Source organism: Burkholderia sp. NFPP32, from assembly GCF_900119325.1.
Classification (GTDB): Bacteria; Pseudomonadota; Gammaproteobacteria; order Burkholderiales; family Burkholderiaceae; genus Burkholderia; species Burkholderia pyrrocinia_C.
Window position 1 is genome coordinate 310542 of record NZ_FPJP01000007.1, and the last position, 12702, is coordinate 323243.

At 74.1% G+C, this 12702-nt stretch carries 3 protein-coding genes; all 3 read right to left on the reverse strand.

Annotated features, from left to right (window positions below):
* Positions 1–42: 42 nt before the first annotated feature.
* Positions 43–525: an avidin/streptavidin family protein gene (locus BT264_RS17120; protein ID WP_083534076.1), complete on the reverse strand. Its 483-nt coding sequence runs from the start codon at positions 523–525 to the stop codon at positions 43–45.
* A 124-nt stretch (positions 526–649) separates the two neighbouring features.
* Complete coding sequence (locus BT264_RS17125) at positions 650–7795, reverse strand: type I polyketide synthase (RefSeq protein ID WP_256260646.1); 7146 nt, start codon at positions 7793–7795, stop codon at positions 650–652.
* A gap of 8 nt (positions 7796–7803) precedes the next feature.
* Positions 7804–12702, reverse strand: a 4899-nt coding sequence (locus tag BT264_RS17130; RefSeq protein ID WP_072439067.1) for an SDR family NAD(P)-dependent oxidoreductase, incomplete at its 5' end; no start/stop codon positions are given.

Below are 12702 nucleotides of genomic sequence, written 5' to 3' on the forward strand. Positions count from 1 at the left end.
CGGCGGCGCGCGCCCGCCTGCTGCTTGCGCGGGCGCGTTGCTTCAGCGCGCGGTCGACGAGCTGGACGGGCTGAACACGTCCTGGCCCGTCTGCACGTGGCTCCACGTGAACTGCGCGTTCGACTGCGCGAAATGCCACAGCGCGGAAATGGTCGGCACCTGGTTCTGCGTGCGGCACAGACCCGACCACGACGTCACCGTGCCGTAGTTGCCCCAGTTCACCGCGAACGACACCAGCGTGACGTTGTCCTGGCCGTTCTGCGCCGGTGCGGTGTTGGTCCAGCCGACCAGCGGGAATTGCTGCCCGCTCGTACCCGACGGCGACCGGTAGGTGCCGGCGATCGCGCCCGTCACCGGATCGACCGACTGGATGTTCATCGTCGAGCCAAGCTGGTTGCCCCACGAGCCGACCAGGCTCGCGCACGACGGCGTGCCGGCCCAGGCCGGCGCCGGCATCATGCCCAGCATGAGAGCGGACGAGGACAGCGCACCGACGGTCGCGAACGACATGAGCATCTTTTTCACTTTTTCATCTCCTTGGTCATGAATGTGCGGATCGTTGCTCCCCGCTGCCGCTCCGCACAAACGGCAGCGTTCGCCTGCAATTCGGGTGCCCCCGCCAGTCCCGGCCGGGCGCACGTCACCGACGTCAGGCCGGCTGGGCCAGCGCGAGCCGCGCCAGCACCACGTCGACCACGCTGCGGGGCGCGTCCTTCACGAAGTAATGCCCGCCGTCGATCTCGCGTACGTCGACCGCGCCCGCGAAGTGCTGCCGCCACGCGTCGATCTCGGCGGCGGTGACGACGTGGTCGTGCGTGCCGCCGAGGATCGTCGCGGGCACCGCCAGCGGCGCGCGCCCCTCGTGGACATAGGAGTTCAGCAGCGCGATCTCGGCCCGCAGGCTGGGCAGGAACACGTTCAGCAGTTCGCTGTCCGCGAGGACCTGTTCCGGAATGCCGCGCAGGCGCTTCAGCCCCTCGATGAATTCCGCTTCCGGCAGGCCCGCGATGTCGCCGACAGGGTTGTGCAGGTGCGGCGCCGGATACGCGGCCAGGAACAGGTGCTCCGGTGCGGGCGCCCCCGCGTCGCGCAACGCATGCGCAAGCCCGAACGCCAGCAGCGCGCCGAGGCTGTGCCCGTAGATCGCGTACGGTGCGTCGAGACGCGGCAGCAGCGCATCGCGCAACGCGTCGACCAGCGCCGGATAGCGGGAATGCGCCGCTTCGGCGTGGCGCGGCGGCCGGCCCGGAAGCTGCAGCGCCTGCAGTTCGATCTCCTCGGGCAAGTGCCGGATCCAGCCGGAAAACACCGAGCCCAGGCCGCCGAGGAACGGAATGCAGAAGATCCGCAGACGCGGCGCGCGCGACGGCCGCGGCACGAGAAACCACTTGCCCGCCTCCGCCGCCGGCGCGGCAACGGTCTGCGCCGGCGGCGGCGCATCGGCCGGACGGTCCGATGCGCCGAGCTGCTGCGTCAGGAACTCGGCGAGCGCGTCGATCGTCGGATGACGCCACAGCACCGCGGACGACAGCGGCAGACCTACCTCGCTCTCGATCCGGTTGCGCAGTTCGAGGCCCGTCAGCGAATCCAGCCCGGCCTGCGGAAAGGTCGTCGCGGGCGTCAGCGCGGCTTCCGGCACCCGCAGCACCGCGGCGGCATGCCGGCGCAAAAGGGCCTGGATCAGCTCGCGCCGCATCGCCGGCGGCGCGTCCTTGAGGCGCGCCTGCGCCGCGCCGTGGCCCGGCCGCGCGGCGGCGCCGTCGCGCACGATGTCGAAGCGAGGCTGCATCGCCACCGCGGGCGACGCATCGAGCCAGCGCGCGGCGTCGAACGGGAACACGCCGACCACCGGCTCGTCGCGCTTCATCAGCATGCCGAGGTAGCAGTGCGACTCGCCGGTCGTCAGGCTGGCCGCGCCACGCTCCGCGAGGCGCGCGCCGCGGTCGCCGCGGGCCGCCGCAAGACCAGCGTCCGAAAACGGTCCCCACTGGAGGCTGAGTGCCGGCAAGCCCTGCCCGCGCCGCCACGCGGCGAGCGCATCGAGGCACGCGTTCGCCGCGGCATAGCTCGTTTGCGACGGCGAAGGCAGCAAGGCCGCCGCCGACGAATAGACGACGAAATGATCGAGTGCGCGCCCGGCGGTCAGCTCGTGCAGGTGCCATGCGGCGTCGGCCTTCGGGCCCAGCACGCGCCGGTACGCGTCCGGCGTCTGGGTGTCGACCAGCGCGTCGTTCAGCACGCCGGCCAGGTGATACACGCCGCGCAGCGGACCGAAGCCGGCGTCGATCGCGTCGAGTTCGCGTGCGAGGTCCGCGCGCGACGCCACGTCGATCGCGACCGTCCGCACCTCGGCGCCCTGCCGCCGCAATTGCTCGGCCTGCGCCTGCGCCGCCGCGCCCGCGGCCGAGCGCCCCATCAGGACGATCCGCCGCGCGCCGTTCGCGACCAGCCAGCCGGCGAGCGCCGCGCCGAGGCCGCCGGTGCCGCCCGTGATCAGGTGGGTGCCGCGCAGCAGCGGCGCCGGCCCGCCCGGCTCGGCGACGACGACATCGGGGTCCTGCATGGCCAGCGCCAGCTTGCCGACGTGCTGCGCCGCCGCCATCTGCCGGAACGCGTCGGCGGCGCGGGACACCGGCAGCACCGTGGTCGGCAGCGACGCGAGCTCGCCCTGCGCGAACGCGTCCAGCACCCGCCGGAACAGCGCGGCGAACTGCTCGGGCCGTTCCCGCTGCAAGCCGCCCAGGTCGATCGCCACGAAGCGGAGCCGCTTCTTGAAGTGGCGCATCGACAGCCGGCCGTCCTCGTAGATGTCTCGCTTGCCCAGTTCGAGGAACCAGCCGTCGGCGGCCAGCACCCGCAGGTTCTGCTCGATCGCCGCGCCCGCGAGCGAATTGAGCACCACGTCGACCCCGCGCCCGCCGGTCGCGTCGAGCGTCGCGCGCTCGAACGTCGCGTTGCGCGAATCGAACACGTGCCGCACGCCGAGCTCGCGCAGCAACTGGCGCTTGGCTTCGCTGCCGGCCGTCGCGATCACCTCCGCGCCGAGCGACAGCGCGAGCTGCACGGCCGCCAGCCCCGTGCCGCCCGTCGCCGAATGGATCAGCACGCGCTGCCCCGCGCGCAGCGACGCGACCTCCTTCAGCGCGTACCACGCGGTCATCGATGCGATCGGCAACGCGGCCGCCTGCGCCGCCGACAGCGTGTCGGGCTGCGGCGCCACCAGCGCCGCGTCGACGCACGCGTGGCTCGCGAAGCAGTGCGCGCCGATCGCGACCACCCGCTGCCCGACCGCCACGGTCGACACGCCCGGGCCGACGCGCGACACGACCCCGGCGCATTCGCTGCCGAGTGCGACCGAGCGCTCGTCGTCGGCGAGGAAAAAGCCCATCGCACGCATCACGTCCGCGAAATTGAGCGCGGCCGCGTCGATCTCGATTTCCACCTCGCCGGCTCGCGGTTCGACGCGCGGCGTCGCCCGCAGCTTCATCGAACCCAGCACGCCCGGCCGGTCGATCTCGACGCGATAGGGTTCGCCGGCCAGCCGGCTGCCCGGCTCGCGCTCTTCGCCGAGCGGCCGGCGCGCCAGCCTGCCGACCCAGCGCGCCGCGCGCAGCGCGACTTCCGTTTCGGCGGACCCGCCGGCAAGCTCGTCGGCCAGCCGCTCCGCTTGCGCATGCGCGTCGCACGGATCGACATCGATGCACCGCACGTGCCATTCCGCGTGCTCCGCCGACAGCGCGCGCGCCAGCCCCCAGAGGCCGGCATCGCCCAGCGCCGCGCGGGCCGGCGCGGACTGGCCGGCGACGGCCTGCGCGCCGGCCGACACGAAGCTCAGGCGCGGCGCCTCGCGGCCGTCGAACGCGGCAAGGACGGCCTGCACGAGGCGGAGCGCATCGATGCTCGCCCGGATCGCCGGATCGCCGCCGGCGTCGCCCGCGAGCGCACGCTCGACGCTGTCGCCGATCCAGACGATCGAGCGCGTGCCGTGCCCGTCCGATTCCGCCCACGCGCGCAATGCGACCGCCGGAAACGGCATGCCGTCGTCGGGCATCCAGTGCAGCAGCGCAGCGCCGCCGAGCCGCGCCCGCAGCCGCTCCAGCCATGGGCCGGATGCGTCGCGGCAGGCGGCCACGATCAGCCAATCGCGCGGCGCGGCTTGCGCCTCGGCCGGCAACGGCTGCTCGATCCATGCCTGGCCATGCAGCCAGCGCCCCTGCGCGGGCAGCGCCGCGTCGGCGCGCTCGGGGCTCAGCGCGCGCAGCCCGACGATTCGCGCCACCACGCGGCCCGCCGCGTCCCACACGACCAAATCAGCCGTCGACGCGTCGCCGTCGAGCGCGCGCACCCCGTGCACCCAGGCGGGCGCGCCCGCGCCGGCGGCGATCGTCGCCCGTTCGACGGAGACCGGCACCCGGGCCGGCTCGCCGTGCCGGAAGCCGAGCCACGCCAGCCCGTGCAGGCACGCATCGAGGTTGAATGCGTCCGGCTGCGCGGCGCCGCCGTCGGCCAGCCTCGCGACGAACGCATCGTCCGCCCACCAGAGCCGCTCGACGCAGCGAAACCGCGGGCCGTATTGCAGCCCCATCCCGTCGAGCGCGTCATACAGCGTCGCGCCGTCCACCTCGTCGCGCATGCGCGCCTGCGCGTCGGCAACCCCCGGCTGCGCGCCGTCGTCCGCCGGGCCGCTCGCGCGGGTCAGGCGGGTCACGCGGCCGCCCGCATGCTCGACCCAGCGGTCGTCGCGCTCGCTGTCGCGACTGCTCACGCGCCAGCCGGCCGCGTCGGGCGATTCGTCGACCAGCACGAGCTGCAGCGGCCGCGGCTCGGTCGCGTCGTCAGGCAATGCCAGCACTTGCCGGAACACGACGTCGGTGACCGCCAGATCCTGGTCCGGCCAGCGCGCCAGCGCGGCCTGCAGCGCCAGCCGCAGGAACCCCGTGCCAGGCAGCAGCGCGCTGCCGTCGATGCGATGCTGCGCGACGAGCGGATGCCCGACGCTCAGCCAGCCGTCGGCCACCAGGGTGCCGGCCTGGCACGCGATCGCGCGCGCGGCGCCGAGGATCGCGTCGGTGTACCCGTCCGCGCCCGCCGCGCGCCGATAGGCGGGCAGCGGAAACTCGACGTGCTCCCAGCTGCGCGGCGGAATCTCGGCCACCCGGCCGGGCGCGCGCTCGACGTCGAGGCGCGCGCCGTGCGCGAACAGCCGGCCGGCGGCCAGCAGCGCCGTGCGTGCCTGCGGGGCATCGTCGTTCATCGCGCATGCGACGCAGCCGTCGACGCCCGCCTGTGCCAGCGCATCCTCGATGGAGGCGCTCAGCGCCGGACGGGGCGAGATTTCCAGGAACAGCCGGTAGCCGCGCGCGATCAGTCTTTCGAGCGTCGGGTAGAGCAGCACCGGTTGCCGCAGATTGGCGGCCCAGTAGTCGGGCGTCAGCGTCGCGCCGTCGATCTCGTCGGCCGTCACCGTCGAATACAGCGGGATCTCCGCCGCGCGCGGCGAAATGGCGGCCACCCCGGCCTTCAGCGGCGCGAGCAGCGGCTCCATGAACGCGCTGTGCGACGCGTAGTCGACCCGCAGCCTGCGGCAGAACACGCCGCGCGCCTGCCACGCGCCGACGAGCGCATCGATCTCGGCTTCCTCGCCGGACACGAGCGTCGACGCCGGCCCGTTGCACGCGGCGAGGGTCACGGCCCGGCCTTCGGCCGCGACCTGCGCCTCGACTTCCGCGCGGCTCATCGCGAGCATCGCCATCGCACCACCCTTTGCCGAGACGCCGAGGCGGCTGCGCTCGCACATGATGCGCGCGGCATCGTCGATCGACAGCGCGCCGGCGACGGCCGCCGCGCTCACCTCGCCCATGCTCTGCCCGACGACCGCGTCGAAGCGCACGCCGAGCGCCCGCAGGTGGGCGGCCAGCGCAACCGCGACCGAGAACAGCAGCGGCTGGACGGTGGCCGCGTCGAGCGCCGCGAAGGCCGCTTCGCCGGCGGCGAGCGCGTCGCGCATCACGCGCCCCGAATGGCGCTCGACCGCCTGCGCGCACTCATCGAATCCACGGGCGAACGCGGGGCTCGTCGCGATCAGTTCGCGCCCCATCCCGACCCATTGCGCGCCTTGCCCGGAAAACACCGCTACGACGCCGCGCTCGCCGGGCAGCCGCTCGCCGCGCATGACCTCCGCCGGCGCCGCGCCGTCCGCGAACGCGTTCAGTTGCGCCGCGAGTTCGGCCGCGTCGCAGCCCGCGACCGCGATGCGCAGCGCGCCCGGATTGCGCCGCGCGCGTGCCGTGTGGCAGAGCTCGCGCCACTGCGCGGGCGCATCGGCGAGACGGCGCGCGAAGCGCCGCGCCTGGTCGCGCAGCCCCGCCTCCGACGCGGCGCTCAGGAACACGGCATCCGCGTCGCCGGGCAGGGGCGCCGCGGCCTCGGCGGACGACGGCGGCTGCTCGATGAGCGCGTGCGCGTTCGTGCCGCTGAAGCCGAACGAGCTGACGCCCGCGATCCGGCTGCCGGACGGGTTGAGCGGAAACGGCGTGGGCACCGTCGGCACCTGCAGCCGCTCGGCCTCCCAGTCGAAATGCGGATTGACTCCGTTCAGGTGCAGGTTCGGCGGAATCGTCGCGTGCCGCAGCGCGAGCACCGCGCGCAGCAGCCCGGCCAGTCCCGCGCCCGCTTCGAGGTGACCGATGTTGGTCTTCGCGGAGCCGACCCACAGCGGTGACGCGCGATCGATGCCGTAGGCCGCCGCCGCAGCGGAGAGTTCGATCGGATCGCCCAGCTCGGTGCCGGTGCCGTGCGCCTCCAGGTAGCCGACGTCGCTCGGGCTCAGTTTCGCGCGCGACAGGCACGCGCGTAGCAGCTCGGTCTGCGCGAGCCGGTTCGGCGCGGTCAGCCCGTTGCTGCGCCCATCCTGGTTGAGCGCCGTCTCGCGTACCGACGTGAGGATCCGATCGCCATCCCGCAGCGCATCGCCCAGCCGCTTCAGGACCAGTACGACGCAACCTTCGCCGCGCACGTAGCCGTCCGCGTCCGCCGAGAATGCGCGGCACCGCCCGCTCGGCGACAGCGCATTGAGCTTCGCAAGCGCCACCGAGGATTCCGGGCCGGCGCTCACGTGCACGCCGCCCGCGAGCGCGATGCGCGTCTCGCCCTTGCGCAGCGCCTGGCATGCCAGGTGCAGCGCGACCAGCGACGACGAGCAGGCGGTGTCGATGCTGAGCGCCGGCCCCTGGAAGCCGAACGTGTAGGCGAGCCGCCCGGACGCGGTGGCGAGCGACGCGCCGGTTGCCGAGTAGGTGTCGGCGGACTCGGTCGCGAACCGGTGCACGAAATCGTTCGCGCAGATCCCGACGTAGACGGCGGTGTCGCTGCCGCGCAAGCCGTCGATGTCCAGCCCCGCGTGGTCGAGCGCCTCGTACGACACTTCGAGCAGTTGCCGCTGCTGCGGCTCCATGCGCTCCGCCTCCCGCGCGGAGAGGCCGAACGCGGCCGGATCGAAACGGTCCGCGCCGTCCAGCACGGCCATCGCGTCGCTGTATACCTTGCCCGCCGCGTTGCGATTCCGGTCGAACAGGCCCGGGGCGTTCCAGCGCGCCTCGGGCAGCCCGGATACCGCATCACCGCCGCTTGCCAGCAACGCCCAATAACTGTCGAGATCGACGACGCCGCCCGGCAGCCGGCAAGCCGCCCCGACGATCGCGATCGGCTCCGAGCGCTCGCGCTCGACCGCCTCCAGCTTGAGCCGGCTGCGTTCGAGCGCCGACAGCGCGCGCAACAGCGAAGAATCAGCACCCATTGCCGTCATCACAGATGTCCTTCCAATGCAGAGATTTCCCGTTCGAGCCGGGCGACCAGTTCGTCCGCGGACAGGTCGGTCCGCGCGACCGGCGCTGCCGGCGCGGCCGCTGCGCCCGTCTTGTCCGTCTTGTCCTCGTCGCCCGCCAGCACGGCGAGATGCGCGGCAAGCGCCTCGATGCTCGGGTAGTCGAACGCGATCGTCGGCGCGAGGCGCCGGCCCGTGAGCGCGCATAGCTCGTTGCGCAGTTCCATCGCCATCAACGAATCGAGGCCCAGGTCGCGCAACGGCATCCGCACGTCGAGCCGCGTCGACGGCCGGGTGCCGGTCACCTTGCGCACCGCCTGCTCGACCAGCGCGCGCGGATCGACGTCGCGCTCCGGCGCGGCGGCGGCCGGCGACGATGCGGCCGGCGGGCTCCCGACGTCCGCCAGCAGTGACGGGCGCACGACGCGCGCCTGCGCGAGCGTCGCCCAATCGGCCGCGATCACCGCGACCTGGCTGTCGGGGGCGCGCAGCAGCCGCGCGAGGCTGGCCATGCCGCTCGCCGGCTTCAGCAGGAACTGGCCTTGTGCGTGCAGCCGGCGCAGCGCGGGGGCCTCCATCGAGCCCGCCATGCCGGCTCCGCTCCAGCCGCCCCAGTTGACGGCAAGGGCCGGCAGGCCGAGGCGGCGTCGGTGCTGGACCAGCGCGTCGAGATAGCCATTGGCCGCCGCGTAGTTGCCCTGGCCCGCTGCGCCGAGCGTCGACGCGATCGACGAGTAGACGACGAAGAAGTCCAGCGGCGCCCGCGCGGTCCGCTCGTGAATCCAGCGTGCGCCGTCCGCCTTGGGCGCGATCACGCGGCCGTAGCGCATCTCGTCGAGCGCGCTCAGCGGCGCGTCGTCGAGCGTGCCGGCGGCGTGCAGTACGCCCCGCAGCGGCGGCCAGCCGTCCGCGAGCGCGCCGAACAGGCTGTCGACATCCGCCTCGACGCCGACATCGGCAGGCGTCCAGCCGCACCGCACGCCGCGCGCCGACAGGTGTTCGAGCAGCGCGTCAAGCGCCGCGTTGCGGGTGCGCGAGGCCAGCATCAGGTGCCTGGCGCCACGCTCGACCAGCCATTGCGCGGCTTCCCGGCCGAGCGCGCCGCTTGCGCCGGTGACGAGGTAGGTCGCGCCGGCCGGCAACGCATCGGCGTCGTCGTCGGCGACGCGCAGCACGACCTTGCCCACGTGACGGCCCTGCGCCATCGTGCGGAACGCCGTGCGAGCGGCGCGCAGCGGATGGACCGTGCGCGGCAGCGGCTGCAGCTCGCCGCGCGCGAACATCGCCTGCAGCTCGCTGAATAGCGCCTCGATCCGGTCGCCCGGCACGTCGGCAATGTCGAACGGCAGGTAGCGCGCGCCCGGATGATGCGCGGCGACGCGCGCCGGCGGCCAGATCTCCGCCTTGCCCATTTCCAGGAAGACACCCGACGGGCACAGCGCGCGCAGGCTTTCCGGGATGAAGTCGCCGGTCAGCGCGTTGAGCACGGCGTCGACGCCGCGGCCGCCGGTTCTCGCGAGAATCTCGTCGGCAAATCCCAGGCTGCGCGAATCGAAGCGATGCTCGACGCCCAGCCGCTCCAGCACACCGCGCTTGCCCGCGCTCGCGGTGGCGAACACCTGCACGCCCATGCGTTGCGCCAGCTGGACCGCCGCGAGGCCGACGCCCGTGGCGGCGGCGTGAATCAGGATGCGCTGGCCGCGCGCGAGACCGCCGAGCGTCGTCAGCGCATGGTGCGCGGTCAGGAAGGCGACGGGCACGGTGGCGGCCGCCTCGAACGACCAGTCGTCGGGCATCCGCGCCACGTAGCGGGCGTCGACGACCGCATGCGACGCGAAGCTCCCGTCGGCCATCGCCATCACGCGGTCGCCGACCCGCAGCGTCGTCACGCCATCGCCGATCGCGGTAACCACACCGCTCAACTCGCCGCCGATGCCGTTCGCGCTCGCCGGCAGCTTGCCGAGCACGCGCAGTACGTCGCGGAAATTGAGGCCGGCGGCGCGCACCGCGATCGCGACCTCCCCGCGTTCCGGCCGCGGCGTCGCGCAGGCGGCCAGCGCCAGCGACTCCAGCCGGCCGTCGGCCGCCGCCGCGAGCCGGTACGACGCCGCGGACGGCACGGCCAGGCTGTCGTCGCCGGCAGCCATCCGCAGCCGCAACGCGTAGCGGCGCGCACGCAGGCACACATCGGTCTCGCCGTCGGTGCGCCACAGCTCCGGCCACAGCGCGTCCGCCGCCGCGTCGTCCGGCAGGCCGCGCGCCAGGTCGACGTTGGTGCAGCGCAGGTCCGGGTATTCGACCGCGAGCGTGCGCCCCAGCGCCGCGATCGCGCCGGCCGCCGGCACGCCCGGCTCCGGATCGTCGGCCGGCGACCACGCGCCCGCGGTCACGAGCCAGAGCTTGAACCCCGGCGCCAGCGGCGCCGCGGCGAGCGCGACGGCCAATGCGCCGACGCGCGCGGCCACGCCGGCGATCGCCGCGCTGCCGGCCGCGACGTCCAGCTCCGGCACGACGCGCAGCGCGCCCCGCAACGGGCCGGGCGCGTCGCGCAACGCGTCGGCGATCGCGTCGCGCCCCGCCGCCTCGTCGACGCGCACGAACGTCATGCCGGCGCCGCCGCGCGCGAACCTTGCCTCGAGCGCGGCGCAGCGCGCGGGCGTGCCGACGAGCAGCCAGACGCCCGCCGGATCCTCCGGCCCGACGGCTGCGTCGACCGGCGTCCATTCGATCGCGTGCTCGGTCGGCTCCGCCGCCTCGGGCGCCGCGTCGAGCGCCGGCTCCGCGAGGCGGCGCAGCGTCATGCCGCGCACCTCCATCACCGGCGCGCCGTCGTCCGCGAAAAGGCGCAGCGTCGCGCGGATCGTGTCCGGCTGCGCGTCGCCATCGCGGTCCAGCCAGACGGCCACCCGCGACGCGGCGAACGGCCGGGTACCGCGCGACAGCACGACCTCGTCGAACGCGAGCGGCACGAAGGCCCCGTCGCGCAGTTGATAGACGAGGCACGCGGCGCTCGCCTGCAGCGCGGCGTCGAGCAGGCCGGGATGCACCGCGAGCCCGTTCGTCGTCCCCTGGTCGACCAGGGTCGCCTCGGCGCGATGCGCGCCGTGACGCACGTCGGCGAGCGCCTGGAAACTGCCGCCGTAGCCGAGCCCGCGCCGCGCGAATTGTGCGCGCAGCGCGGCGCCGCCCAGGTGCCCGACGAGCGCGTCGTCGGCGGCGTCGAACGGCGGCGCGCCGGCTTCGCGCGCGACCGGCGCCAGCTCGCCGCGCGCATGCTCGGTCCAGCCCGCTTCCGTGCGCGCGGCGTCGCCCCGGCTGTGGATCGCGAAGCGGCGCGCACCGTTCGCCGGCGCGGAGACGACCAGCTGGATCACCCGGGTCTCGTCCTCGGCGAGGCGCAGCGGCGCGCTCAACACCACGTCGCGCACGCCCGTCGCGACGCCGTCGCCCAACGCGTCGCACGCTTCGAGCGCGAGGCTCAGGTAGAAGCTGCCCGGCACCAGGATCGCTCCGGACAACCGGTGGTCGCGCAGGAACGCGTGGCTGCGCGCGCTGCAACGCTGCTCGAACACGATCGTGCCGTCCGCGACGTCGACCCGCGCGCCGAGCCCGGACACCGCGACGCCAGGCGCACCGTCCGCGGTCTCGGCATCGTCCGGTTCGACCCAGTAGCGCTTGCGCTGGAACGGATAGGTCGGCAACGCGACCTTGACCGGCCGGTCGACACGATGCAGCGCTGCCCAGTCCAGCGCCGCGCCGCGCACGTACAGCGCCGCCGCGCTCTCCAGCATCTGCTCCACCTCTCCGCGCCCGGGGCGCAGGCTCGCCAGCAACACCACCTCGCTGTCCGGCCCCAGCGTCTGGCGCGCCAGCGCCGTCAGCGTCGGACGCGCTCCGATCTCCAGCACCACATCCACGCCCTGCGCCGCCAGCGCCTCGATCCCCACGCCGAACCGCACCGGCGCGCGCGTATGCTCGACCCAATACCCCGCCGCCGCCACTTCCGCGCCCGCCATCGCGCCGCTCACGTTCGACACCAGCGGCAGTTGCGGCACCCACAGCCGCGTCGCCTTCAGCACGTCCTCGTACGCCCCCAGCATCGGCTCCACCAGCGGCGAGTGAAACGCGTGCGAGCCCGGCAGCAGGTCCGTGCGCACCCCGTCCCGCGCCAGCCGCGCACGCAGCGCCTCGATCTGCGCCGACGTCCCCGCCACCACCTGCTGCGACGGCCCGTTCAGCGCGGCGATCACCAGCCCGCCGCCCTGCTCCGCCAGCCGCTCGCGCAGCGTCGCCGCATCCAGCATCACCGACAGCATCGCCCCGCCTTCGCAACGGCCCTGCATCAGCCGCCCACGGCTCGCCACCAGCTTCAGCCCCGCCTCCAGCGTCAGCACCCCCGCCGCCTGCGCCGCCATGTACTCGCCCAGGCTGTGACCCATCACCACCTGCGGCGTCACACCCCACTCCTCCCACGTCCGGCGCAGCGCATACCCCAGCGCGAACAGCGCCGGCTGCGTGTAGTCCGTGCGGTCCAGCAGCGCCGTCCACGCCCCGAACAGCACCTCCAGCAGCCCCACCTCCAGCTCGCCTTCCAGCAGCCTCGCGCAATCGTCCAGCGCCGCCCGGAACACCGGCTCGCGCTCGTACAGCTCACGGCCCATCCCCGCGTATTGCGAGCCCTGGCCCGTGAACAGCATCGCCACCCGCGGCCGGCGGTTCCGGTACACCCCGCGCAGCAGCGCCGGCTGCTCACCACCCTCGCCGAATGCGCGCAGCCGCGACACCAGCTCCGAGCGCTCGCGCACGACCCACGCAGCGCGCTGCTCGAACGCGCTGCGTCCCGTGTTCGCCGTGTAGCAGATCGACGCCAGATCCGCCGA

Bases quoted from the DNA above. Each gene is read 5' to 3' on its own strand.
- BT264_RS17125 (WP_256260646.1), bottom strand. From the start codon at position 7,795: ATGGGTGCTGATTCTTCGCTGTTGCGCGCGCTGTCGGCGCTCGAACGC.